Genomic DNA, 25,189 nt, shown 5'->3' on the forward strand with positions numbered 1-25,189 from the left:
CGCCCCGCGCGCCCTTCTCCATTTAGACGACTGCCAGCGGGAGCGCCGTCGGATGCACCGGCGACGGGAGGTCCGACGCCCCGGTCAGATACACGTCGACGGCGTGCGCCGCGGACCTGCCCTCCGCGATCGCCCACACCACCAGCGACGCGCCGCGGTGCGCGTCCCCGCAGACGAAGACCCCGGGTGCGGTGGTCTGCCAGTCCGGTCCGCAGGAGAGCGATCCCCGCCGATTGGGTGACAGCCCGTAGTCGTCGAGCAGCGGACCGAGATCGACACCCTCGAATCCGATCGCGAAAAGCGCCAGCTCGCACGGTAATTCGATCTCCTCGCCGACCGGCGTGATGATGCGTTTGCCGTCCTCGCGGGTGACCCGGACCTCGGCGAGCACCATCGATCGCACGTTCCCGTTCTCGTCACCGAGGAAACGCTGCACCGCGACCTGATAGCGGCGGACACCGCCCTCGGCGTGCGCGGGCGACGTACGAAGCACCATCGGCCACGCAGGCCACGGCGTCGCGGCCTCGTCCCGTTCCGTCGGCAACTCCGGCTTGTAGTCCAGTTGGGTCACCGACAACGCGCCCTGGCGGTGCGCCGTTCCGAGGCAGTCGGCCCCGGTGTCGCCGCCGCCGATGATGACGACGTGCTTGCCCTTCGCGGTGATCGTCGCGGGACCGTCACCCTCGCATTCCTTGTTCGAGGTGACCAGGTGTTCCATCGCGAGGTGGATCCCGTTCAGCTCCCGGCCTTCGACGGTCGTATTGTCGCGGCCCCGGAGTGCGCCGATCGCGAGCACGACGGCGTCGAAGTTCTCGCGCATCTGCTCCACGGTGAGGTCGACGCCCACCTCGCAGTCCGTGACGAAGTGCGTTCCCTCGGCGCGCATCTGCATCAAGCGCTGATCGAGGATCGCCTTCTCCATCTTGAATTCCGGGATGCCGTACCGCAGCAGTCCCCCGAGCCGGTCGTCGCGCTCGTAGACGGTGACGTCGTGCCCCGCCCGGGTCAGCTGCTGCGCCGCCGCGAGGCCGGCCGGGCCGGAACCGACCACCGCGACCTTGCGGCCCGTGGCGATCATCGGCGGCTTGGGCACCACCGTGCCGGACTCCCACGCGACGTCGGCGATGGCCTGCTCGATCCGCTTGATGGTGACGCTGCCGGTCGTGTGCGTGTCGGCGAGGGCGAGCACACACGCCGACTCGCACGGCGCCGGACACACCCGCCCCGTGAACTCCGGAAAGTTGTTGGTGGCGTGCAGCCGTTCACTGGCCGCCGACCAGCGGCCGCGCCGCACCAGGTCGTTCCACTCCGGGATCAGATTGCCCAGTGGGCAACCCGCACTTCCCGAGTGGCAGAACGGGATTCCGCAGTCCATGCACCGGGCGGCCTGCTCGGACACCTCGGCGGCCCGCTCGGCCGGACTCTGCGGCGCATACACCTCGTGCCAGTCGTGCACCCGCTCCGCGACCGGACGCTTGCGCGCCTCCTTCTTGACGATGTGCAGAAAGCCCTGCGGATCAGCCACGTGCCGCCTCCATGATCGCAGTGTCCACGTCGAGTCCCTCGGCCTTGGCCATCCGGGTCGCGTCCAGCACCCGCTGGTAGTCCACCGGCATCACCTTGGTGAACAACGCGGACCGCCGGGGCCAGTCGGCGAGCACCGACGCCGCCACCGCGGAACCGGTCCACCGGTGGTGCCGGGTGACCGCGCCGCACAACCAGTCGAGGTCGTCCGGGTCGGGTTGCAGGAGCTTCACCATCGCCCGGTTCACGTCCTCGGGGTCCAGGTCGAGGACGTACGCGATGCCGCCGGACATGCCGGCCGCCATGTTCCGGCCGGTCGGTCCGAGGATCACGACCCGACCGCCCGTCATGTACTCGCAGGCGTGGTCGCCGACACCCTCCACGACGGCCGACGCACCGGAGTTGCGCACCGAGAAACGCTCGCCGACGCGGCCCCGGAGATACAGCTCGCCCGAGGTGGCGCCGTAGAGGAGGGTGTTGCCCGCGATCACCTGCGTTTCGGGGACGAACAGGACGTCGTCGGCGGGACGGACCACGATCCGTCCGCCCGACAATCCCTTGCCGACGTAGTCGTTGGCGTCACCGGTCAGGTCGATGGTGATGCCCGGTGGCAGGAACGCGCCGAGCGACTGCCCGGCGGAACCGGTGAACGTGAGCCGGATCGTGTCGTCCGGCAGCCCGGCGGCGCCGTACCGGCGGGTGACCTCCGCGCCGAGCAGCGTCCCGACGGTCCGGTTGACGTTGCGCACCGGCATCTCGATCTCCACGGCGTGCGCGTCCTCGAGGGCACCCTCGGCCAGCTGGATGAGCGTGCGATCCAGCGCCCGGTCCAGTCCGTGGTCCTGATCGCGGTCCCGGCGCCGCTGCGGCAGCGGCACCCCGTCCGGCCCGGTGGCCACGGCGAAGATCGGAGTGAGGTCGAGTCCCCGGTTCTTCCAGTGCGCGATCCCCTGCGCGGTCTCGAGGACGTCCGCGTGACCGACGGCCTCGTCGATGCTGCGGAACCCGAGGTCCGCCAGGTACTGGCGCACGTCCTCGGCGACGAAGCGGAAGAATTCCTCCACGAACTCCGGTTTGCCGGTGTACCGCTTGCGCAGCTCCGGGTTCTGGGTGGCGACACCGACCGGGCAGGTGTCGAGGTGGCAGACCCGCATCATGATGCAACCCGCCACGATCAGCGGGGCCGTCGAGAACCCGAACTCCTCCGCACCCAGCAGCGCCGCGACCACGACGTCCCGCGCGGTGCGCATCCCGCCGTCGCACTGGACGGTGATGCGGTCGCGGAGTCCGTTGAGCACCAGCGTCTGCTGGGCGTCGGCCAGCCCGATCTCCCACGGCGCCCCGGCATGCTTCATCGACGTCAACGGGGTAGCGCCGGTCCCGCCGTCGTTCCCGGAGATCAGGACCACGTCGGCGTGCGCCTTGCTGACGCCGGCGGCGACCGTTCCCACACCCACCGAGCTGACCAGCTTCACGTGGACCCGGGCCCGGTCGTTGGCGTTCTTCAGGTCGTGGATCAGCTGCGCGAGATCCTCGATCGAGTAGATGTCGTGGTGCGGCGGCGGCGAGATCAGCCCGACCCCCGGCGTCGAATGCCGGGTCTCCGCGACCCACGGGTACACCTTGTACGCCGGCAGCTGACCGCCCTCACCGGGCTTCGCTCCCTGCGCCATCTTGATCTGGATGTCGCTGGCGTTGATCAGATAGTCGCTGGTGACGCCGAACCGCCCGCTCGCCACCTGCTTGACGGCGCTGCGGCGCGACGGATCGTAGAGACGGTCGACGTTCTCGCCACCCTCGCCCGTATTGGAGCGTCCGCCGAGATTGTTCATCGCGACGGCCATCGTCTCGTGGGCCTCGGCGGAGATCGAGCCGTAGCTCATCGCTCCGGTGTTGAACCGGGTGACGATCCGCTCGACCGGCTCCACCTCGTCCAGCGGCACCGGCGGGCGCACGCCCTCGCGGAACGTGAACAGGCCGCGCAGTGCCCCACCGGCCTCGGCCAGCCGGTTCACCTCCTCGCTGTACTTCGCGAACACCTCGTGCTGACCGGTGCGGGTGGCGTGCTGCAGCAGGAACACCGTCTCCGGGGTGAACAGGTGCAGTTCGCCGTCGCGGCGGAACTGGTACTCTCCGCCGTCCTCGAGCCGCCGGTGGGCGAACTCGGCCGGGTTGTCCGGGTACGCCTGCCGGTGGCGGACGGTGACCTCGCGGGCGATCTCGTCGAGACCGGCGCCGCCCAGCTTGCTGACGGTGCCCGTGAAGTACTCGTGGACGAGGTCGCGGTCCAGGCCGATCGCCTCGAACACCTGAGCCGCGGTGTACGAGCCGACGGTGGAGATGCCCATCTTCGACATCACCTTGAGCACTCCCTTGCCGAGAGCGGTGAGGTAGTTGCGCACGGCGATCGTGTGCTCGACGCCGGTGAGTTCGCCCTCGGACACGAGGTCCTCGATCGACTCCATCGCGAGGTACGGGTTGACCGCGGCGGCGCCGTACCCGATGAGCAGCGCCAGGTGGTGGACCTCGCGGGCGTCACCGGATTCGACGACCAGCGCCACTTTGGTGCGTTCCTTGGTCCGCACCAGGTGATGGTGCACCGCGGCGACCGCGAGCAGCGACGGGATCGGCGCGCGGGTGTGGTCGGAGTCGCGGTCCGAGATCACCAGCGTCCGATAGCCGTCCGCGATCGCGGCGCTCGCCTGCGCCCGCAATTCCTCGATCGCCTCGGCCATCCCCGCACCGCCGCGCTCCACGTCGTACAGCGCGCGCAGCACCGTCGCGGCGAGCCCCGGATGGTTGCCGTCCGCGTTCACGTTGATGATCTTGTTCAGCTCTTCGTTGTCGAGCACCGGCCACGGCAGCACGATCTGCCTGCACGACGCCGCGGTCGGCTCGAGCAGGTTCTGCTCCGGACCCATGACCCGCGACAGCGACGTCACGATCTCTTCGCGGATCGCGTCGAGCGGCGGGTTCGTGACCTGCGCGAACAGTTCGACGAAGTAGTCGTAGAGCAGCCGCGAACGCTGAGACATGACGGCGATCGGCGTGTCCGTCCCCATCGAGCCGAGGGGCTCGCCGCCGGACGCGGCCATCGGCGCGAGCAGGATGCGCAGATCCTCCTCGGTGTACCCGAACGCCACCTGCCGCCGCACCACGGACTCGTGGTTGTGCTGCACGTGCGGGCGATCCGGCAGCGTCTTCAGTTCGAGCAGACCGGCGTACAGCCACTCGGCGTACGGCTGCTCCGCCGCGAGCCGCATCTTGATCTCCTCGTCGGGCACGATCCGGCCCTCGGACGTGTCGACCAGGAACATCTGTCCCGGTTCGAGGCGGCCCTTCGCCACGACCTCCGCCTGCGGCACGTCGAGGACACCGCTCTCGCTCGCGAGGACCACCCGCCCGTCGACGGTCTGCCACCAGCGTCCCGGACGCAGGCCGTTGCGGTCGAGCACGGCGCCGACAACGGTCCCGTCGGTGAACGTCACACACGCCGGTCCGTCCCACGCCTCCATCAGCGATGCGTGGAACTGATAGAACGCCCGCCGGTCGGGACACATCGACGTGTCGTTCTCCCACGCCTCCGGCACCATCATCATCACCGCGTGCGCCACGCTGCGGCCGGCGAGGTGCAGCAGTTCGAGCACCTCGTCGAACGACGCCGAATCCGACGCGTCGGGGCTGCAGATCGGGTACAGCCTGCGCAGGTCGCCCGGGATCACCGAACTCGACAGCAACGCCTCGCGGGCGCGCATGCGGTTCCGGTTGCCGCGGACCGTGTTGATCTCACCGTTGTGCGCGACGAAGCGGAACGGGTGCGCGAGCGGCCAGGACGGGAACGTGTTGGTCGAGAACCGGCTGTGCACGATCGCGATCGCACTCGCGATCCGGGGGTCGCGCAGGTCCGGGAAGTACCGCGACAGCTGGGACGTGGTCAGCATTCCCTTGTAGACGACGGTCCGGCTCGACAGGGACGGGAAGTACACGCCGCTGCCCTCGGACTCGACCTCGGGAGTGACCTGTTCGGCCCGCTTGCGCAGCGCGTAGACCAGGCGGTCGAGTGCCAGCCCGCCGGGCCGGATCCCGCCGACGGCAGGTGCGGTGACGAACAACTGGCTCATGTGCGGTTCGCAGGCCCGGGCCGAGGAGCCGACGTCCGCGCCGTCCGGATCGACGGGCACCCGGCGCCAGCCGAGGATGTCGAGCCCCTCCTCGGCCGCGAGGTCGGACACGCGTCGTTGCGCGGCCGCCCGCGCCTGCGGGTCGTGCGGGAGGAAGCAGGTGCCCGCCGCGTACGTGCTGCTGCCGTCGTCGAGCGGCGCCGGGAGATCGAAGTCGACGACGTCCGCGAAGAATTCGGTGGGAAGCTGGAGGAGGATGCCGGCGCCGTCTCCGCTGTTCGGTTCCGATCCCGCCGCACCGCGGTGCTCGAGATTCTCGAGGGCGAGGAGTCCGTCGGAGACGATGGAGTGTGAGCGGCGACCGTGCACGTCCGCCACCATGGCGACACCGCAGGAATCGACTTCCTGGTCCGGGTCGTACAAGCCCTGGGGACCGGGCAACTGAGAGAACAGCACCGATATACCTCCACATCGGCCAGGAAGACCACCAGTGTGTGCGCTCCGCACGTGCTGTCGGCGGCCTCCGCTAGCGGGGTCGCCACGACGGGCGCTAACTGCTTTTCGGGGGTCTACCGGGACAGCATCGGCCCGTGAAGGTTGTTACCGGACATACACCCGGCGCGCTCAGCTTACCAGGACCGATACCTCGCAAGATATGCCGAATCCGGCCCCGGAAAGCACCGTGGCCCGTGTCGCATCAGCAACACGGGCCACAGTTCGGTCGGGGATCGTCACTGCTCCCGCAGGGGTCGTCCGTACTTGTCCTTCACGCTTCCGGTCAGCATCATGATGCCGTCGACGAGCGGCCAGATTCCGCCGATTCCACAGGTGAGCCATGTGACGGCGATCTGCGCCACGGCGATGCCGGGCTGGTTCAGGTAGAACCGTCCGACTCCGAAGCCGCCGAGGAAGATCTGCAGCAGGCCGGCGGTCAGCTTGGACTTGTCGGAGTACGGCTCACCCGTCAGCGGGTGCCTGCCGAACGGCGCCGACGGATCGGCGTACGCGTTGTAGCCGGCGGGGGCGTATCCGGGCGGCGGGAACCCCTGCTGGGGGTAACCCTGCTGCTGTCCGTACCCGGGCTGCTGATACCCGGGCTGGGGGTAGTCCTGCGGCGACTGCGGAGCCGCCCCGTACTGCGCACCGTAGTTGGGGTCGGGTGCGCCGTAGGTGGGACCGTCCGGTTGCTGGGGGTTCTCGTACCCGGTGTAGGGCGCGGTCGGCGACGTCGGCTCGCCCACGTTCGGGAACGGGGCCGTCGGCTCGGTGCCGCTCGGCGACGGGTAGGTGGGCGTGGACCCCCAGCCCGGGCCGTTGCCGACACCGGAGTACGTGTCCCACCCCGGTCCGGTGCCGGTCGAACCCGGTGACGGCGTCGCGTCCGACGTGGCAGGCGGCTGGGACAGCGAGGCCTCGGCGGTGGCATCGTAATCAAAGGGTGAGCCGAACTCCGGCGGCAGGCTCGACTCGGTGCTGTTCTCGGTGCCGTCGCTGCTCTTCCCCAGGTCGACCTTGTGTGCGTCCTCGGATGCACCCTTGCCGGAATCGTCGGATGCTTTCCCCGGTTCAGTCATTCGCGTCATCCTTCTTGCTGTCGATGGTCTTCGTGCCCGCCTCGCCGCCGGTACTCGCGGTACTCGCGGCCTTGTCGTCCGATACCGGCTCCGACGCTGACGTGCCCTCGTCCTTGCCCGCGTCCTCGACGTTCTTCTCGGGCTCCTTCTGCGCGATCTCGCCGTCGACCGGTTCGCCGCCGCCCTCGACCGGGCCGCCGTCGGCAGGCCGCAATTCGGCCGGGTCCTCGCGGCCCTTCGTGGCGGCGAAGAAGTACACCAGGGCCGCGACGAACACCAGGGCGGAGGTGAACGAGTTCACGCGGACACCGGCGATGAGGCTCGCGTGATCGCTGCGCATCAGTTCGATCCAGAAGCGGCCGGCGCAGTAACCGGCCACGTACAGGGCGAACAGTCGGCCGTGACCGATGCGGAAGCGGCGATCGACCCACACGAGCAGGAGGACGATCAGCACGTTCCACAGGGCCTCGTACAGGAACGTCGGGTGCACCACGAACGCGACCTCGCCGGTGGACACCCCGTCGATCAGCTGCGGTGACACCTGGCCCACGTCGTTGCGCCGCTCGAAGATCTCGAGACCCCACGGCACCTCGGTCTCACGACCGTAGAGTTCCTGGTTGAAGTAGTTTCCGAGCCGGCCGATCGCCTGCGCCAGCAGGATCGCGGGCGCGACCGCGTCGCCGAGCGCCGGCAGCGGGATGCCGCGGCGGCGACACCCGATCCAGGCGCCGACACCGCCGAGCGCCACGGCGCCCCAGATGCCGAGACCGCCCTGCCACACCTTCAGGGCGTCGACGGGGTCGCCGCCCTCCCCGAAGTACGTCGGCCAGTCGGTCATCACGTGGTACAGACGGCCGCCGATCAGGCCGAACGGCACCGCCCAGATGGCGATGTCGAGGACGGTGCCCTTCTCGCCGCCGCGGGCGACCCAGCGACGGTCACCCCACACGATCGCGACGACGATCCCGACGATGATGAACAGCGCGTACGCGCGCAGGGCCACCGGTCCGACATACCAGACACCTTGGGGCGGACTCGGAATGTAGGCCAGTACGTCCACAGTGGAAGTCACGACGCCACGGTAGCGGAGCGAACGCCCTCGGCGAGTTCCTTCGTGAGCGAGCGCACCGCGTCGAGACCGCTCTCCGCAGCCGTGACCAGCGCGGATCCGACGATGACCGCATCGGCGTACGCGGCGATCTCGGCGGCCTGCGCGCCGGAGCGGACACCCAGTCCGACACCCACCGGAATGTCCGAGTGGGCGCGGATACGGGCGGTCAGCTCGGGTGCCATCGACGACACCGCGTCACGGGCACCGGTGACACCCATCGTCGACGCGGCGTACACGAAGCCGCTGCTCGCGTCGAGGGTCATCGAGAGACGTTCCTCGGTCGACGACGGCGCCACGAGGAAGATCCGGTCGAGGTCGTGTTCCTTCGACGCGGCGATCCACTCGCCGGCTTCCTCGGGGATGAGGTTGGGCGTGATCAGGCCGAGGCCGCCCGCGCTCGCCAGGTCGCGCGCGAACTTGTCGACGCCGTACTGCAGGACCGGATTCCAGTAGGTCATCACGACGGCCTTGCCGCCGACGGAGGCGATCGCCTCGACGACGGTGAACACATCACGCACGCGGACACCGTTCCGCAGCGCCGTCTCGGCCGCCGCCTGGATGGTGGGCCCGTCCATCACCGGGTCGGAGTAGGCGATGCCGACCTCGACGATGTCGCAACCGGATTCGACCATCGCCTTGAACACGTCGATGGACTCCTGCACGGTGGGGAAACCGGCCGGGAGGTACCCGACGAGCGCGGCGCGCTTCTCCTCGCGGCACTGCGCGAACGTCGGGGCGAGGCGCGAGAGTCGTTCGCTCACTTGGCCGAACCTTCCTTGTCAGTCGTGGTGGTCTCGGTCGAGTCGTCGGGATCGAACAGTCCGAACCACTTGGCGGCCGTGTCCATGTCCTTGTCGCCGCGCCCGGACAGGCTGATGACGATGATGGCCCCCTCCCCCAGTTCGCGGCCCAGTCTCAGCGACCCGGCGACGGCGTGGGCGGACTCGATGGCCGGGATGATGCCCTCTCGCTCGGACAGCAGACGGAGCGCGTCCATGGCCTCCGTGTCGGTGACCGGCTCGTAGGTGGCGCGGCCGATGTCCTTGAGGAGTGCGTGCTCGGGTCCGACACCGGGGTAGTCGAGGCCCGCGGAGATCGAGTGCGACTCGATGGTCTGGCCGTCCTCGTCCTGCAGCAGGTACGAGTACGCACCCTGGAACGCGCCCGGGGTGCCCGCGGCGAACGTGGCGGCGTGCCGCCCGGTCTCGACGCCGTCACCGGCGGCCTCGTAGCCGACCAGCCGCACGGCGGGGTCGTCGAGGAACGCGTGGAAGATGCCGATGGCGTTGGAACCGCCGCCGACACACGCCGTCACAGCGTCGGGCAGCCGACCGGTCAGCGCCTGCACCTGGGCACGCGCCTCCAGACCGACGACGCGCTGGAAGTCGCGGACGATGGTCGGGAACGGGTGCGGCCCGGCAGCGGTGCCGAAGCAGTAATACGTGTTGTGGGCGTTGGTGACCCAGTCGCGCAGTGCCTCGTTGATGGCGTCCTTCAGGGTCCTCGACCCCGACTCGACCGACACCACCGACGAGCCCAGCAAGCGCATGCGGGCGACGTTCAGCGCCTGCCGCTCGGTGTCGACGGCACCCATGTAGATGACGCATTCCAGGCCGAGGAGCGCGCAGGCGGTCGCGGTGGCCACACCGTGCTGGCCGGCCCCGGTCTCCGCGATGATGCGGGTCTTGCCCATCCGCTTGGCGAGCAGCACCTGGCCGAGCACGTTGTTGATCTTGTGCGAGCCCGTGTGGTTGAGGTCTTCGCGCTTGAGGATGAGCCGCGCCCCACCGGCGAACTCGCTCATCCGTTTCGCCTCGAAGATCGGGGACGGACGGCCGGTGTAGTCACGCTGGAGACGATCGAGTTCGTTCAGGAACGCGTCGTCGGCGCGGGCCTTCTCGTACTCGGCGGTGACCTCCTCGATCACTGCCATCAGGGCCTCGGGCACGTGCCGTCCGCCGTACACGCCGAAGTGTCCTCCGGCGTCGGGGTCGTGCGTCGTGCGCTCGGCGATCCCGGCGCTGGCAGTCGGCAGATTGCCACCCTTGAAGACGGTTTCCTGATTACGTGAAGTCACAGGTCCAGTCTGCCCCAACGCCGGGTTCGGCCGCCGTCCGGGTCAGTTCCGCCGACGCAGCGTCAGCGTGACGGCTTGGGGCAGGACGGGTGAGCGCCTGCGTTGACCAGATCGGCCACCGCCTTGCGCGGATCCCCGCTGGTGACGAGGCCTTCGCCGACCAGCACCGCGTCGGCTCCCGCACCGGCGTAGGCCAGCAGGTCGGCTGTGCCGCGCACACCGGACTCGGCGATCTTGATGATCTCGGTCGGCAGCCCGGGAGCGATCTCGCCGAACGTGTTCTTGTCGACCTCGAGCGTCTTGAGATTGCGGGCATTGACACCGATGACCTTGGCACCGGCCTCGAGCGCCCGGTTGGCCTCTTCCTCGGTGTGGACCTCGACGAGGGCCGTCATACCCAGCGACTCCGTGCGGTCGATCAGCGACGCAAGCGCGTCCTGTTCGAGGGCGGCGACGATGAGCAGCACGACGTCGGCGCCGTGCGCGCGGGCCTCGTGGATCTGATACGGCCCGACGATGAAGTCCTTGCGGAGGATCGGGATGCTCACCGCGCGGCGGACCGCGTCGAGGTCCGCGAGGGACCCCTGGAACCGGCGCTCCTCGGTGAGCACGCTGATCACGCGGGCGCCACCGGCCTGGTAGGCGGCGGCCAACTCGGCGGGATCGGTGATGTCGGCGAGCGCGCCCTTCGAGGGGCTCGCGCGCTTGACCTCGGCGATGACTCCGATGCCCGGCTCGAGCAGGGCGGCCGCGGCATCGAGGGCCGGCGGTGCGGCAGCGGCGGCAGCCTTGACTGCGGCGAAGTCAAGGACGGCTTCGCGGGCGGCGACGTCGGCGCGCACCCCGTCGAGAATCGAGTCGAGAACGGTCATCGTGGCCCGAGTCCTTTCTGGGCAGAAACCCGATGTGAGGAACATCATCAGGGGTGAAGTCAGCCTAGATGGCACTCTGATTCTGTTTACGTTCGGGTCCCCGGGTCTTTGTCCTGTCCGTCAACTTGGTCGACAGGTTCGGCTTTCTTGTCTTCCACCGTGGGGTCCTCCCCCGCGTCCAGGGCGTCCCAGAGCATGCGCTGGGTGACGGGCCCCTCGCCCGCATCGGCCCCGGCCTTCTTCGCCGCGTCACGCCGCGCACCGGGGCTGTCGTACTTGGAGGAGAGCCCGGCCCGCACACGCGGACGGCGCACGAGTTCCACCGCGGCGGCGAGCGCCGCCACGCCGCCCACCAGCGCGAGCACGGCGGGTCCGACGTGCACGGACACCGACTGAACCTCGGCGCGGCCCGGCAACTCGGCCAGCCTGCCCGCCTCGTCGTCGGAGGCGCCGGACACGATCAACCCCACCGCCGGAACCGCGGCCGCGACGGCCACGACCGCGACGAGGACGCCGAGCACACGCAGCGCCCAGCCCTTCACGGCGAACGACGCGGCGATCGCGGCGACCAGGGTCAGCGCCAACGGCGTGAGCGCCGCCGCCCACGTGCCGCCGGCGAGCGCGGACGTGCGCTCCTCCCCGAGTCCGTCGGAGGAGGTGACCTCCACCCACGTCATCCGGGAGGCACCCCACAGGCACAGCGCGGCGACCGCGAGCAGCAGCACCGAGATCATCGACCGGCGACGTCCCGCCTGCCCGGGTTCCCGGGACGTCTCCGACGCGTCACTCACTGCGTGTCGCCTCCCAGGGTCTTCAGCGTGTGCGCCGCCGCGATCGCGCTCAGCACCGCCATCGCCTTGTTCCGCGCCTCCGTGTCCTCGTACTCGGGGTTCGAGTCGGCGACGACGCCCGCACCCGCCTGGACGTACCCGATGCCGTCCTTGATCAGCGCGGTCCGGATCGCGATGGCCGTGTCGGCGTCGCCGGCGAAGTCGAGGTACCCGATGATGCCGCCGTAGATGCCCCGGCGCGTGGGTTCGAGTTCCTCGATCAGCTGCATCGCCCGGACCTTCGGCGCACCCGACAGCGTGCCCGCCGGGAAACACGCGGTGACGGCGTCCAAGGCATGCTTACCGTCCGCGAGGTGACCCGTGACGGTGGAGACGAGATGCATCACGTGGCTGTACCGCTCGATGTGGCGGTAGTCGTGGACCTTCACCGTGCCCGGTTCGCACACGCGCCCGAGGTCGTTGCGGCCCAGGTCCACGAGCATGAGGTGCTCCGCGTTCTCCTTCTCGTCGGCGAGCAGGTCCTTCTCGAGCAGGATGTCCTCCTCCTCGGTGTGCCCGCGCCACCGGGTTCCCGCGATCGGGTGCGTGGTGGCGACGCCTTCCGACACGGTCACCAGGGCCTCCGGGCTCGAACCGACGATCGAGAACGCGGTCTCGCCGTCGCCGTTCGGCACGTTGAGCAGGTACATGTACGGGCTGGGGTTGGAGGCGCGCAGCATCCGGTAGACGTCGATCGGGTCCGCGGTGCAGTCGATCTCGAAGCGCTGCGACAGCACCACCTGAAATGCCTCGCCCGCCTCGATGTCTCCCACGAGTTTCTGCACGTCGGCGCCGAATCCTTCGGTGGTGCGCTGACGCCGGTAGTCGGGGGCGGGCTTCGCGAACGTGGACACGGTGGACGACGCCGGCGCCGACAGGGCGTGCGTCATCCGGTCCAGCCGCTCCACTGCGGAGTCGTAGGCCTCGTCGACACGTTCGTCGGTGCCGTCCCAGTTGACCGCGTTGGCGATCAGGGTGATGGCGCCCTCGTGGTGGTCGACGGCCGCGAGATCCGTCGCCAGCAACATGACCATCTCGGGGATCTGCAGATCGTCGGTGGCGTGCTCGCCGATGCGCTCGATCCGGCGCACCGCGTCGTAGCCGAGGAAGCCCACCATGCCGCCGGTCAGCGGCGGCAGGTCGGGCAGCCGCTCGGTGCGGAGCAGTTCCAGCGTCCGGCCGAGGGCCGCGATCGGATCGCCGCCGGACGGGACGCCCGCCGGGACGTTGCCGTACCAGGCGGCTTCACCGTCGACGACGGTGAGCGCGGCGGGACTGCCCGCGCCGATGAACGACCATCGCGACCACGATCGGCCGTTCTCCGCCGACTCGAGCAGGAAGGTCCCCGGCCGGTTCGCCGCCAGCTTGGTGTACGCCGACAGCGGAGTTTCCGCGTCTGCCAACACCTTGCGCGTCACCGGGACCACCCGGTGTTCGGCGGCGAGAGCGTGGAACTGCTCGCGCGTCGTAGTCGAGTCGGACCCGTCGTCGGCCGGGGTGGCGGCGGACTCGGGTGCGGGAATCGTGGTGGGCTCGCCGTGCATGCCGACCATCATCCCAGGCGCACTCGTCGTGTCTGCGTGCGCGGGTAGCCTCGGCTCTCATGAAGCCAGGTCAGCTCGCACCGGAATTCACCCTGCCCGATCAGGACGGCATCGCGCGGTCCCTGTCGACCCTCCTCGAGGACGGCCCTCTGGTGCTGTTCTTCTACCCCGCGGCGTCGACGCCGGTCTGCACCGCCGAGGCCTGCCATTTCCGCGACCTCGGAATCGAGTTCTCCGCGGTGGGCGCGTCCCGCGCCGGGATCAGCACCGACGCGGTGGAGAAGCAGGCGTCGTTCGCGCAGGCGCAGTCGTTCGACTACCCGCTGCTGTCGGACGCTGACGGAGCCGTCGCGGAGAAGTTCGGCGTCCGCCGCGGACTGCTCGGCAAACTCGCCCCGGTCAAGCGGTCGACGTTCGTCATCGACACCGACCGCACCGTGCTCGAGGTCATCTCGAGCGAGTTCCGCGCCAACACGCACGGCGATCAGGCGCTCGCCTTCCTCCGGACACGTCAGTCCACCTGAATCGACCTTTTGGCCAGCCCCATCCAGAAGCCGTCGATCACCTGCCGAGGGATCTGCTCCGGATCGCTCGAGGCGCCCAGCGTGACGAACAGCGGCGCGAAGTGCTCGATCGTCGGGTGGGCGTACGGCATGCCCGGCGCGAGCGAGCGGAAGTCGATGAGCGAATCGACGTCGCCCGCGGCGAGGCGCTCGTCCGCCCAGGCGTCGAACTCCGACGACCAGCCGGGCGCCTTCGCGTCGGGTGACGGGTCGCGCAGGAACGGCAGGCCGTGGGTGGTGAATCCCGAACCGACGATCAGCACACCCTGCTCGCGCAGGGGACGCAGCCGCTCACCGAGGTGCAGCAGTCGCTGCGGGTCGAGCGTGGGCAGCGAGATCTGCAGGACCGGGATGTCGGCGTCGGGGTACATGACCGTCAACGGCACGTAGGCGCCGTGGTCCAGGCCGCGGTGCGGCTGGTGCGACACGGTCTCGTCGTCCGGCATCAGCGCCACGATCTGCGCCGCGAGGTCGGGGGCACCGGGCGACTCGTACGTGGTCCGGTAGAAGCGCTCGGGGAAGCCACCGAAGTCGTAGACGAGGGGCGTGCCGGTGGTGGTGGATCCGATCGTGAGCGGCGCCGATTCCCAGTGCGCCGACACCATGAGGATGGCCTTCGGCCGCGGCAGGTCGCCTGCCCACTTCGCCAGCTGCGACACCCACAGTTCGCTGTCGACCAGTGGAGGCGCACCATGGCTGAGGAACAGTGCGGGCATCGTGGCGGTCATCGCGACTCCTTCGGATCCGAGATCCAACATCGACGGCCAATGTTGAACCTTCAAGTTACTATAAGAGTCAACCGATGGGCGCGGCAACTAATTCCCCGGGCACGATCCGGCCCGCGACGTGCTAACTATGTTGAACACGCTGCACGCGTGGATCGACGTACAGATGGAGGACACCACTGATGAGTGGGAACGACGAGGGCAAGCCCGCAGAACCCGGCACCCGATGGCTCGACGCAGAGCAGCAGGAGGCCTGGCTCACCCTCATCGCCCTGGTCACCCGGCTCCCCGCCGCACTGGACACCCAGCTCCAACGCGACTCGGCACTCACCCACTTCGAGTACTTCGTCCTCGCCTCGCTGTCCGGCGAAACCAACCGGCGCCTCCAGCTGTCCCTGCTCGCCCAGCGCGCCAACGCATCACTGTCCCGGCTGTCCCACGTCATCACCAAGATGGAAAAAGCCGGCTGGGTGCGCCGCGAGAGCATCCGCGGCAGCCGCGGCTCCGACGCCGTCCTCACGGACGAAGGCATGGCCAAAGTCGTCGAGGCCGCGCCCCCGCACGTCGAATCCGTCCGCTCACTGATCTTCGACGGACTGTCCGCCGAACAAGTCCGTCAGCTGTCCGAACTGTCCGGCGCCATGCTCACCCAACTCGACAAGAGCATCGCGTCGGGAACCGGCAGAGCCTGACAGCAACTCACCCCAGCGGCGTCCCGCCGACACCCCAGCTGTCGCGCGGGACCTCGGTGATCGTCACCCACACCTTCGCGGGATCCTTGCCCGTCGCATCGGCGTAGGCCTGAGTGACCGCCTCGATCGTCGCGCGCTTCTGCTCCGCGGTGAGCCCCGGTGTCTGACTGATCTGAATCAATGGCATGCAGGCATTCTGCCCGAGGGCATGCGGGCATTCTGCCCGAGCGTCGTGGCGGGCATTCTGCCCGAGCGTCGTGGCGCCCTACTCGACGGCGAGAAGAACGTCGGTGTCGAAGCAGGTGTGCGTGCCCGTGTGGCACGCCGCCCCCTCCTGATCGACGACGAGCAGCACGGTGTCGCCGTCGCAGTCGAGCCGCACCTCGTGGACGTACTGCGTGTGACCGGACGTCTCGCCCTTCACCCAGTACTGCTGACGGGACCGGGAGTAGTACGTGCCCTTGCGGGTGTCGAGGGTGCGGGCGAGGGCCTCGTCGTCCATCCACGCCACCATCAGGACGTCGCCCGTCGACCGTTCCTGCGCGACAGCGCTGAACAGTCCCGCCTCGTTGCGCTTGAGCCGTGACGCGATAGCGGGGTCGAGACTCATCGGACGGTGATCCCTTCTTCACGCATGGACTTCTTCACGTCGCCGATCGTCATGTCGCCGAAGTGGAAGACACTGGCGGCCAGGACGGCGTCCGCGCCGGCGCCGACCGCGGGTGCGAAATGCTCGACGGCGCCCGCTCCCCCGCTGGCGATCACCGGCACGTGCACGGCCGCGCGCACCGCCCGGATCATCGGCAGGTCGAAACCGGCCTTCGTGCCGTCGGCGTCCATCGAGTTGAGCAGGATCTCCCCGACGCCCAGTTCGGCGCCGCGGACCGCCCACTCCACCGCGTCGATACCGGTGCCGCGCTTGCCGCCGTGCGTCGTGACCTCCCACCCCGACGGGGTGTCGGGCTGACCCTGCGGCACGGTCCGTGCATCGACCGACAGGACGATGCACTGGGAGCCGAAGCGTTCGCTGAGTTCGCGGAGCAACTCGGGCCGGGCGATCGCGGCGGTGTTGACGCTGACCTTGTCGGCGCCTGCGCGCAGCAGCCGGTCGACGTCCTCGACGGTGCGGACACCGCCGCCGACCGTGAGCGGGATGAAGACCTGCTCCGCCGTCCGGCTCACCACGTCGAGCATGGTGCCCCGGTCCGCGGTGGACGCGGTGACGTCGAGGAACGTGAGCTCGTCGGCTCCCTGGGCGTCGTATGCGGCAGCCAGCTCGACGGGGTCACCCGCATCCCGCAGGTTCTCGAAATTGACGCCCTTGACGACGCGTCCGGCATCGACGTCCAGACACGGGATCACTCGAACCGCCAGTGTCATTGCGTACGCCCTCCTGAAGGCTCGGAACGAGGATCACCCAGTGATCCGAGGATATCGAGAATTTCGCCGTGCACTCCGGGCGCTCCGGCGAGCACCGAGTCGGACGTCACGGTCCAGGGTTTGCCGCCCAGATCCGTGACCACACCACCCGCGGCGCGCACCAGCGCGACACCGGCGGCGTTGTCCCACGCATTGTGGCCGAACACCACCGCGCCGCCGAGTATTCCGGCCGCGGTGAACGCGAGGTCGACGCCGGTGGATCCGTGAATCCGGATCCGGGAGGACACCCGGCTGAGCTGTGCAAGGACCTGCAGCCGGTACGCGCCGGGGATGCGACCGCGACTGTCGATGTTCAGTGCGCCCAAGCCCACGATCGACGACGCCAGCGACGTGCGACCGAGCGCAGGCAGGGGCTTGCCCCCTTCGAGCAGCGGGCCGTCCGCGACGGCCGCATACCGCCGCCCGACGAGCGGCAGCCACGTCAGACCGAGGACGGGAACCCCGTCGTCGAGCAGCGCGAGCAGCGTGCCCGCCGTGGGCAGACCGGCCGAATAGTTGAACGTGCCGTCGATGGGGTCGAGCACCCACACGGGTCCGCTGCCCAGGTCGGGGCCGCCGAACTCCTCGCCGTGCACGTCGATGCCGGTCCGGTCACGCAATTCACCGGTCAGCCGCTTCTCGAGTTCGAGGTCGACGGCGGTCGCGAAGTCGTCGGGACCCTTGTGGACGGCGCTGGGCGCACCCACACCCGAGACGAACCGGTCGTGCACGCCGTCGAGCAGCTCGCTGGCGACGGCGAGGAGCTCCCGGGGATCACGGGACAGGGCCATGGCGGGAACTCAGCCCGAGACCGCGGCGAGCGCCTCGGGGAGGGTGAACCGCCCCGCGTACAGCGCCTTGCCGACGATGGATCCCTCCACCCCCTGATCGACGAGCCCGGCGATCGCCCGGAGGTCGTCGATGGTGGACACGCCGCCCGAGGCCACGACGGGGGCGTCGGTGGCCGCGCAGACCTGCGCGAGAAGTTCGAGATTGGGGCCGGTGAGGGTGCCGTCCTTGCTCACGTCGGTGACGACGTACCGGGAGCAGCCGTCCTTGTCGAGCCGGGCGAGCGTCTCCCACAGGTTTCCGCCCTCGGTGACCCAGCCGCGACCGCGGAGCTGGTATTCACCGTCGACGAGGCGCACGTCGAGACCGACGGCGATCTTCTCGCCGTATTTGGCGATGGCGCGGGCACACCACTCGGGGTTCTCGATGGCGGCGGTACCGAGGTTGACGCGGCCGCAGCCCGTCGCCAGTGCGGCCTCGAGCGACGCGTCGTCGCGGATCCCACCGGACAGTTCCACCTGGACGTCGAGCTCGCCCACCACGTCGGCGAGGAGTTCACGGTTCGAGCCGCGACCGAATGCGGCGTCGAGGTCGACGATATGCACCCACTCGGCACCGTCGTTCTGCCATGCGAGGGCGGCATCACGAGGCGAGCCGTATCCGGTCTCGCTTCCTGCCTCCCCCTGGACGAGGCGAACAGCTTCACCGTTGACGACATCTACAGCAGGCAAAAGGACCAGGCTCACGTGCGACAACCCTAGTCGCTCAGCGGTCGGAACCCGGCTCCGGGTCCTCGGGATCGGGACCGTACGCGTTGCGGGTCATGCGTTTCGACACGAAGCCCATGGCCGCGATCGCACCTGCGACGCCGAGCAGTCCGACGATCAACCCGAGGACGGGGCCCGGTTTTATCACCAGAATGATGGCGGTGGCGAGTACCAGCACCGCGGTGGCTGCGACCATCGCGTACACCGCGAGCCTGCCGATCGACAGGTCGCCGCGCCCGTCCCCGGGCTCGGTCACAGACTGCGAACCCAGTTCCGGAGCAGCTCCGCGCCCGCGTCACCGGACTTCTCGGGGTGGAACTGGGTGGCGGACAGCGCGCCGTTCTCGACGGCGGCGAGGAACTTGCCGCCGTGGTCGGCCCACGTCAGGGCAGGGGGCGCGAGCCGCTCCGGTGTCGGCATGTCCCAGGACTGGGCCGCATACGAGTGGACGAAGTAGAACCGGGTGTCGGGATCGATCCCGGCGAACAGCGTGCTGTTGTCGGGGGCCTCGACCGTGTTCCATCCCATGTGCGGCAGCACGTCGGCCTGGAGCCGTTCGACGGTGCCGGGCCATTCGCCGCAGCCTTCCGCCTCGACGCCGAACTCGACTCCGCGTTCGAAGAGGATCTGCATGCCGACGCAGATCCCGAGGACCGGCCGTCCGCCGGCCAGACGCTGACCGATGATCCGCTCCCCGCGGACCGCGCGTAGTCCCTCCATGCACGCGGCGAAGGCGCCGACGCCGGGAACGACCAGACCGTCGGCCGCGAGTGCAACCTTGTGATCGGATGTGACCTCGACGCGCGCGCCGGTCCGGGCCAGAGCGCGGGTGGCCGAATGCAGGTTGCCGGAGCCGTAGTCGAGGACGGCAATCGTGGAGACGGTCATGACACAACCTTATCCGGCGGCTGCACGACGCCCGAGGGCGCGGCCGACGACCATCGCGGCGGCCGGAACCACCGCGACCGCCGTCGCCGCGACCGCGAACACCCAGGAGTACCCGGCCGCCGACGCGACGGCCCCGAGCGCGAGGGAACCGAAACCGGTTCCGGCGTCGAACCCGATGTTCCATCCGGCGCTCGCCGAGCCGAATCGGGCCGGTCCCGCGGCGGTGAAGATCATGACGAGGGTTTCGTTCTGCACCGCGCCGAATCCGAATCCGAAGGCCAGGGCCGCACACACCAGCAGCGGCACCGGCGCACTCGTCGCCGCGGCGACGGCGAACAGCACCAGGCCGAGGCACACGAACGCCAAAGCGGGAACCAGGGCGCGGCCCACCCCCAGCCGGTCGGAGAACGATCCTGCGGCGTATCGCCCGATCAGCGTCGCACCGCTCGAGACGGCGAGGATCACCCCGGCGAGCGAGGCTCGTTCCGAGATCGCGATCGGCAGCAGGCTGGAGAGGCCGCCGAATGCGGCCGCGGAGATCGCGATCGCGAGCCACGGGGTGAGTAGGACGGCGAACGGGATGCGGCCCTGCGAGGTGCGGTCCGCGGGGGCGTGAATCGCGGGGAGCCGCGTAATCGCGAGCACCGCGAGGGCGGGAATGAGGGCACCGATCACGAAGACGGGGGTCGCGGACCAGTGCTGCATGATCGCGAGCCCCGCCGGCAGACCGACCATCTGCGCGGCGGCCACCGCGATTCCCTGCGCACCCGTCGCCCGGCCGAGCATCTCGCGGGGAACGAGTTCGGCGACCAGCGCACTGCTGGCGACGGTGAGCATGCCGAAGCCCGAGCCCCGGACGGCAGACACGGCCAGCACCGGGATCGCCTCGGTCGACAGGAGGAGGAGCAGCGACGGCGGCCCGAGCAGCATGCAGCCGGCGGCGAGCACCCAGCGATGCCCCCACCTGCGCAGGAGCCGGGGCACACCGAGTTGCGTGACGACGGTCGCGGCCATGAACACGGCCGTCACGCTGCCGGCGAGCGTGTCCGAGCCACCGGACAGCGAGACGATCAGCGGCACCACGGGCAGCAGCACCGCCCAGCCGCCGAACGCCGCCGCGCCCATCACCATCGCGGCGGGCATGCCGCGGGTGCGGAGCAGGCCGCGGCGCGGCTCCACTGCGACGGGCATTACATCAACCTGAGAACGCCTGCCACGGCTGCCAGCACCGCCAATGCCAGCAGCACGCCCGAGGCCAGTTTGTTGAACTTCCACATGGAATACGCCCCGCCCGCCGCGATCCCCGCGGCGATGAACAGGACGTAGACGAGGACGACACTCACGAATGCGCCCGGATCACAGGCTGCCCTTGGTGGAGGGCACACCCGTGACGCGGGGATCCGGTTCGACGGCCTCGCGCAGTGCCCGGGCGACGGCCTTGAACTCGGCCTCGGTGATGTGGTGCTGATCGCGCCCGTAGAGCACGCGCACGTGCAGGGCGATGCGCGCGTTGAGCGCGATCGACTCGAACACGTGCCGGTTGATCACCGTCGCGTACGGCACGCCCGGGTAGCCGCCGATGACGGAGTGCAGCAGGTGTTCGGGTTCGCCGGTGTGAACGCAGTACGGACGCCCCGACACGTCGACCGACGCGTGCGCGAGCGTCTCGTCCATGGGGATGAACGCGTCACCGAACCGGCGGATGCCCTTCTTGTCGCCGAGCGCCTGACCGAGCGCCTGACCGAGCACGATCGACGTGTCCTCCACCGTGTGGTGCGCCTCGATCTCGATGTCGCCCTTCGCGTGGACGGTGAGGTCGAAACTCGCGTGGGAGCCGAGCGCGGTCAGCATGTGATCGAAGAACGGGACCCCGGTGGAGACGTCGACGATGCCGGTGCCGTCGAGGTTCAGTTCGACGGTGATGCTGGATTCCTTGGTGGTGCGCTCCACGCGGGCGATGCGGTCGGTCATCCTCGGTCTCCTGAGCTGGTGAGTTCGGTGGCGGCGATCTCGTCGCTCGCCACGATGAAGGCGTCGTTCTCGGAGGCCAGCCCGACGGTGGCGCGCAGATACCCCGGGATGCCGACGTCCCGGATGAGCACTCCGCGGTCGAGGTAGGCCCGCCAGGCGTGGGCACTGTCGGTGAACTCACCGAACAGGATGAAGTTCGCGTCGCTGGGGATGACGCGGAACCCCGTGTCCTCCAATGCCTTCGACACCCGCACCCGCTCCGTTGCGAGAGCGTGCACGCTGGCGAGCGTCTCGTTCGCGTGCCGCAGCGCCGCGCGGGCAGCGGCCTGCGTGACCACCGACAGGTGATACGGCAGCCGGACCAGGAGCAGCGCCTCGATGAATGCCGGTGCGGCCGCGAGGTATCCGAGCCGGCCACCGGCGAACGCGAACGCCTTGCTCATCGTCCGCGACACCACCAGCTTCGACGGGTACTCGTCGATCAACGTCAGAGCGCTGGGCGCGTCGGAGAATTCGGCGTACGCCTCGTCGACGATCACGATGCCCGGCGCGGCGTCGAGGACCCGGCGCAGTTCCGCGATGCCGACGCTGTGCCCGGTCGGGTTGTTGGGACTGGTGACGAACACGACGTCGGGCCTGCGCTCGGTGATCGCCGCGGTCGCGGCGTCCACGTCGAGCGCGAAGTCGGCGCGCCGGAAGATCGGCAGCCACTCGGTCTCGGTGCCGTCCGCGATGATCGGGTGCATCGAATACGACGGCACGAAGCCCATCGCGCTGCGACCGGGACCGCCGAACGCCTGCAGCAGCTGCTGCAGGATCTCGTTGGACCCGTTGGCCGCCCACACGTTGTCGACCGTCACCGGCACCCCCGTCTGGCGGACGAGGTACGCGGCGAGGTCGGTGCGCAGTGCCACCGCATCCCGATCCGGGTAGCGGTGCAGTTCCCGCGCGGCCTCCCGCACGGACTCGGCGACGTCGTCGACGAGCGCCTTCGTGGGCGGGTGCGGGTTCTCGTTGGTGTTCAGCTGGACCGGGACGGTCAGCTGCGGCGCCCCGTACGCCGACTTGCCGCGCAAGTTCTCCCGGATCGGCAGGGCGTCCACCCCGATCGACGAACCCGGCACGTTCGCCGCGGTCACCGCAGCGCCTCGAACCGCAGCCGCACGGCCTCACCGTGCGCGGGCAGGTCCTCGGCGTTCGCGAGGGTGATGACGTGGCCGGAGACCTCCTTCAGCGCGGATTCGGAGTAGTCGACCACGTGGATGCCGCGCAGGAACGTCTGCACGCTCAGACCCGAGGAGTGCCGGGCGCAGCCCGCAGTGGGCAGGACGTGGTTGGACCCGGCGCAGTAGTCGCCGAGGCTGACCGGCGCCCACGGGCCGACGAACACCGCGCCCGCACTGGTCACCTTCGCGGCGACGGCGGTGGCGTTCTCGGTCTGGATCTCGAGGTGCTCGGCGGCGTACGCGTTGACCACCCGCAGTCCCGCCTCGACGTCGGAGACCAGGACGGTGCCCGACTGCGTGCCGGACAGCGCGGCGGTGACGCGCTCCTTGTGCTTGGTGATCGCGAGTTGCGCGGCCAGTGCCGTGTCGACGGCGTCGGCGAGTTCGACGCTGGATGTGACGAGCACGCTCGCGGCCATCACGTCGTGCTCGGCCTGGCTGATCATGTCTGCGGCGACGTGCACCGGGTCGGCCGTGTGGTCGGCGAGGATCGCGATCTCGGTGGGGCCCGCCTCGGCGTCGATGCCGACGAGGCCGCGGCAGAGGCGCTTGGCGGCGGTGACGTAGATGTTGCCGGGGCCGGTGATGAGGTCGACGGGGGCGAGTTCGGCGCCGTTCGTGTCGGTGCCGCCGTAGGTGAGCAGGGCGACAGCCTGACCGCCGCCGACGGCCCACACCTCGTCGACCCCCAGCAGGGCGGCCGCGGCGAGGATCGTCGGGTGCGGCAGACCACCGAAGTCGGACTGCGGCGGCGACGCCACCACGAGAGACCGGACACCGGCGGCCTGCGCCGGGACCACGTTCATCACGACGCTGGACGGGTAGACGGCGTTGCCGCCGGGAACGTACAGCCCGACGCGGTCGACGGGAACCCACCGTTCGGTGACGGTGCCTCCCGGGACGACCTCGGTGGTGGTGTCGGTGCGGCGCTGGTCGGCGTGGACCTTGCGGGTGCGTTCGATCGCGACCTCGAGGGCGGCCCGGACGGCCGGATCGAGTTCGCCGAGCGCGCGGTCCAACTCGGACTGCGGCACCCGCACCTGCGCGGGACTGACGCCGTCGAACTTCTCGCTGAACTCGAGCGCCGCGTCGGCGCCGCGCTCACGGACCGCCTCGACGACCGGGCGAACCTGATGCAGGACCGCGTCCACATCCACTCCACCTCGAGGAAGTGCGGCGCGAAGTTCGGCCGTGGAAGGGGTACGACCACGAAGGTCGGTGCGGGCGAGCATGAGAGGTCCTCTCTGCGAATGTCGGGACACGGTGTCTCGGACGAGCGGACTGTTCTGCGAAGAACAGGGCTCGACACCGATTATCCAGGATAGGCGCACCCCATTTTCACCGGTCGGCGGCCGACCGGGTTTCCGCCGACACCGGTGCCGGCTCGTCCCACACCGGGGCGGGCAGGATCAGCGAGTGGATGAACCGCATCTTCTCCAGCACCGCGGCCGGAAGCACGAACGGATACAGGTCGTGGTGGCCCATCGACCTGTTCAGCTGGTTGAGCGCCCACGACAGCGGCAGCCACCAGTCGATGATCTGGTCGAACCCCACGTCACCACTGAGTTCGCTGCTCGTCGTCGCTCCGGCGGGCGCCATCGCGAAGGCCGCCGCGGTGTCCAGGGCGTCGCGGATGTGCAGGTAGTGAGCGAACGTCTCCGCCCAGTCCTCGGCGGGGTGCATCGTGGCGTAGGACGACACGTAGAGCCGGCCCCAGCGCTTCGGCGCACCCTCGCGGTAGTGGCGTTTCAGCGCGGCCTGGTAGTCGACGTCCGGATCCCCGAACAGGTCCTCGAATCGGGCGCGTTCGGCGTCGCCCCGGATCAGCATCACCTGGTAGTAGTGCCCGATCTCGTGCCGGAAATGGCCGACGAGCGTGCGATACGGCTCGTCCATCTCGACGCGCAGCTGTTCCCGGTGCACGTCGTCGCCCTCGGCCAGGTCGAGGGTGATCACCCCGCCGGCGTGCCCGGTCACCACGCGGGTCCGTGCGCTCGACAGCAGGTCGAAGGCCAACCCGGTGCCCGGGTCCTCGAACTTGGGGACGATCGGAAGACCGAGCTCGTCGAGTTCGAGAACGACCCGCCTCTTGTTGGTCTCGGCGGTCGCGAACGCGGCCATGCCCTCGTCGTCACCGTCCGCAGGACGCGTCCGCGTCAGCCGGCACGACGTGCACAGGCTCTGGACGTCGTCGTTCCGGACGAGCCAATTGCACTTCGCCGTGCCGGCATTCCCGCACCGCACCCAGGTCTCGCCGTCCACGTCCGCCCGGTCCCCGCCGTCGAGGACGACGATGGACCGGCTCGGCAGGTGGAATCCCAGGGCGCTGTCACATTTCAGGCAGAGACTGTTCTCGAACGACAGTCGTTGGCCGCATTTTCGACACATGAAGCTGCGCACTGGTGTTCCCTCGGCTCGTCCCGCCCGCGTCCGAGAACGCAGGCGGGTGCCACGCTGGTGTGCGCGTCTCCTCGGAGGGTACCGCCGAGCCGGGGC

At 69.5% G+C, this 25,189-nt stretch carries 25 protein-coding genes; 2 read left to right on the forward strand and 23 right to left on the reverse strand.

The window, feature by feature from the left end:
* Positions 1 to 22: 22 nt before the first annotated feature.
* The 9 genes from PSR88_RS05110 to PSR88_RS05150 all read right to left on the reverse strand — a co-directional run bounded on the left by PSR88_RS05110 (position 23) and on the right by PSR88_RS05150 (position 13,653).
* On the reverse strand, positions 23 to 1,525 hold the full coding sequence (locus PSR88_RS05110) for a glutamate synthase subunit beta (protein ID WP_009473662.1): 1,503 nt from the start codon (positions 1,523 to 1,525) through the stop codon (positions 23 to 25).
* Positions 1,518 to 6,101, reverse strand: coding sequence for a glutamate synthase large subunit (gltB, locus tag PSR88_RS05115; protein ID WP_016880085.1), 4,584 nt, complete (start codon positions 6,099 to 6,101; stop codon positions 1,518 to 1,520). Before gltB ends, PSR88_RS05110 begins: the two co-directional genes overlap by 8 nt.
* 275 nt (positions 6,102 to 6,376) lie before the next feature.
* Entirely contained in the window at positions 6,377 to 7,219 is an 843-nt protein-coding gene (locus PSR88_RS05120) for a TM2 domain-containing protein (protein WP_011594176.1), read from the reverse strand.
* Positions 7,212 to 8,291, reverse strand: coding sequence for a prolipoprotein diacylglyceryl transferase (gene lgt, locus PSR88_RS05125; protein WP_016880084.1), 1,080 nt, complete (start codon positions 8,289 to 8,291; stop codon positions 7,212 to 7,214). The genes PSR88_RS05120 and lgt overlap by 8 nt, the downstream gene beginning before the upstream one ends.
* A complete protein-coding gene (gene trpA / locus PSR88_RS05130; RefSeq protein ID WP_009473666.1) occupies positions 8,288 to 9,091 on the reverse strand; it encodes a tryptophan synthase subunit alpha in 804 nt (267 codons plus the stop codon). Before trpA ends, lgt begins: the two co-directional genes overlap by 4 nt.
* Positions 9,088 to 10,407, reverse strand: a complete 1,320-nt coding sequence (trpB, locus tag PSR88_RS05135; protein WP_005247488.1) for a tryptophan synthase subunit beta — start codon at positions 10,405 to 10,407, stop codon at positions 9,088 to 9,090. The genes trpA and trpB overlap by 4 nt, the downstream gene beginning before the upstream one ends.
* A 62-nt stretch (positions 10,408 to 10,469) precedes the next feature.
* Positions 10,470 to 11,279: an indole-3-glycerol phosphate synthase TrpC gene (gene trpC, locus PSR88_RS05140; protein WP_005247490.1), complete on the reverse strand. Its 810-nt coding sequence runs from the start codon at positions 11,277 to 11,279 to the stop codon at positions 10,470 to 10,472.
* A gap of 86 nt (positions 11,280 to 11,365) precedes the next feature.
* Positions 11,366 to 12,070, reverse strand: a complete 705-nt coding sequence (locus PSR88_RS05145) for a TIGR02234 family membrane protein (protein WP_016880083.1) — start codon at positions 12,068 to 12,070, stop codon at positions 11,366 to 11,368.
* A complete protein-coding gene (locus tag PSR88_RS05150) occupies positions 12,067 to 13,653 on the reverse strand; it encodes an anthranilate synthase component I (RefSeq protein WP_037195478.1) in 1,587 nt (528 codons plus the stop codon). Before PSR88_RS05150 ends, PSR88_RS05145 begins: the two co-directional genes overlap by 4 nt.
* Positions 13,654 to 13,712: 59 nt before the next feature.
* Here PSR88_RS05150 and PSR88_RS05155 point away from each other — a divergent pair, with 59 nt between their 5' ends.
* Complete coding sequence (locus PSR88_RS05155; protein WP_016880082.1) at positions 13,713 to 14,177, forward strand: peroxiredoxin; 465 nt, start codon at positions 13,713 to 13,715, stop codon at positions 14,175 to 14,177.
* On the opposite strand, the gene PSR88_RS05160 is transcribed toward PSR88_RS05155, so the two are convergent.
* On the reverse strand, positions 14,165 to 14,944 hold the full coding sequence (locus PSR88_RS05160) for a dioxygenase (RefSeq protein WP_009473670.1): 780 nt from the start codon (positions 14,942 to 14,944) through the stop codon (positions 14,165 to 14,167). The genes PSR88_RS05155 and PSR88_RS05160 overlap by 13 nt on opposite strands.
* Before the next feature lie 179 nt (positions 14,945 to 15,123).
* Here PSR88_RS05160 and PSR88_RS05165 point away from each other — a divergent pair, with 179 nt between their 5' ends.
* Positions 15,124 to 15,633 carry a MarR family winged helix-turn-helix transcriptional regulator gene (locus tag PSR88_RS05165; protein ID WP_009473671.1) on the forward strand — a complete coding sequence of 170 codons (510 nt, stop codon included), beginning with the start codon at positions 15,124 to 15,126 and terminating at the stop codon, positions 15,631 to 15,633.
* Between the two features lie 7 nt (positions 15,634 to 15,640).
* Here the strand turns inward: PSR88_RS05165 and PSR88_RS05170 are convergent, their stop codons facing one another.
* The 13 genes from PSR88_RS05170 to PSR88_RS05230 form a co-directional block, all read right to left on the reverse strand.
* On the reverse strand, positions 15,641 to 15,820 hold the full coding sequence (locus PSR88_RS05170; RefSeq protein WP_005260336.1) for a tautomerase family protein: 180 nt from the start codon (positions 15,818 to 15,820) through the stop codon (positions 15,641 to 15,643).
* Between the two features lie 78 nt (positions 15,821 to 15,898).
* A complete protein-coding gene (gene hisI / locus PSR88_RS05175) occupies positions 15,899 to 16,243 on the reverse strand; it encodes a phosphoribosyl-AMP cyclohydrolase (protein ID WP_009473672.1) in 345 nt (114 codons plus the stop codon).
* On the reverse strand, positions 16,240 to 17,013 hold the full coding sequence (gene hisF / locus PSR88_RS05180; protein WP_005247506.1) for an imidazole glycerol phosphate synthase subunit HisF: 774 nt from the start codon (positions 17,011 to 17,013) through the stop codon (positions 16,240 to 16,242). Before hisF ends, hisI begins: the two co-directional genes overlap by 4 nt.
* Positions 17,010 to 17,843 (reverse strand): inositol monophosphatase family protein, encoded by an 834-nt coding sequence (locus PSR88_RS05185; RefSeq protein ID WP_009473673.1) that lies wholly within the window; start codon positions 17,841 to 17,843, stop codon positions 17,010 to 17,012. The genes hisF and PSR88_RS05185 overlap by 4 nt, the downstream gene beginning before the upstream one ends.
* A gap of 9 nt (positions 17,844 to 17,852) precedes the next feature.
* Complete coding sequence (priA, locus tag PSR88_RS05190; RefSeq protein WP_005247511.1) at positions 17,853 to 18,587, reverse strand: bifunctional 1-(5-phosphoribosyl)-5-((5-phosphoribosylamino)methylideneamino)imidazole-4-carboxamide isomerase/phosphoribosylanthranilate isomerase PriA; 735 nt, start codon at positions 18,585 to 18,587, stop codon at positions 17,853 to 17,855.
* Between the two features lie 19 nt (positions 18,588 to 18,606).
* Positions 18,607 to 18,864: a membrane protein gene (locus tag PSR88_RS05195; protein ID WP_016880080.1), complete on the reverse strand. Its 258-nt coding sequence runs from the start codon at positions 18,862 to 18,864 to the stop codon at positions 18,607 to 18,609.
* On the reverse strand, positions 18,861 to 19,496 hold the full coding sequence (gene hisH, locus PSR88_RS05200; protein ID WP_009473677.1) for an imidazole glycerol phosphate synthase subunit HisH: 636 nt from the start codon (positions 19,494 to 19,496) through the stop codon (positions 18,861 to 18,863). The genes PSR88_RS05195 and hisH overlap by 4 nt, the downstream gene beginning before the upstream one ends.
* 9 nt (positions 19,497 to 19,505) lie before the next feature.
* Positions 19,506 to 20,687, reverse strand: coding sequence for an MFS transporter (locus PSR88_RS05205; protein WP_016880079.1), 1,182 nt, complete (start codon positions 20,685 to 20,687; stop codon positions 19,506 to 19,508).
* Positions 20,687 to 20,839, reverse strand: coding sequence for a hypothetical protein (locus PSR88_RS05210; protein ID WP_007297398.1), 153 nt, complete (start codon positions 20,837 to 20,839; stop codon positions 20,687 to 20,689). The genes PSR88_RS05205 and PSR88_RS05210 overlap by 1 nt, the downstream gene beginning before the upstream one ends.
* A gap of 13 nt (positions 20,840 to 20,852) precedes the next feature.
* Positions 20,853 to 21,467: an imidazoleglycerol-phosphate dehydratase HisB gene (gene hisB, locus PSR88_RS05215; protein ID WP_011594184.1), complete on the reverse strand. Its 615-nt coding sequence runs from the start codon at positions 21,465 to 21,467 to the stop codon at positions 20,853 to 20,855.
* Positions 21,464 to 22,606, reverse strand: coding sequence for a histidinol-phosphate transaminase (locus tag PSR88_RS05220; protein WP_009473680.1), 1,143 nt, complete (start codon positions 22,604 to 22,606; stop codon positions 21,464 to 21,466). Before PSR88_RS05220 ends, hisB begins: the two co-directional genes overlap by 4 nt.
* A complete protein-coding gene (hisD, locus tag PSR88_RS05225) occupies positions 22,603 to 23,925 on the reverse strand; it encodes a histidinol dehydrogenase (protein WP_009473681.1) in 1,323 nt (440 codons plus the stop codon). Before hisD ends, PSR88_RS05220 begins: the two co-directional genes overlap by 4 nt.
* A 106-nt stretch (positions 23,926 to 24,031) precedes the next feature.
* Positions 24,032 to 25,093, reverse strand: coding sequence for a putative zinc-binding metallopeptidase (locus PSR88_RS05230; RefSeq protein ID WP_016880078.1), 1,062 nt, complete (start codon positions 25,091 to 25,093; stop codon positions 24,032 to 24,034).
* Positions 25,094 to 25,189: the final 96 nt, after the last annotated feature.

The organism is Rhodococcus sp. DK176 (assembly GCF_038447315.2).
GTDB classification, from domain to species: Bacteria; Actinomycetota; Actinomycetes; order Mycobacteriales; family Mycobacteriaceae; genus Rhodococcus_F; species Rhodococcus_F jostii_A.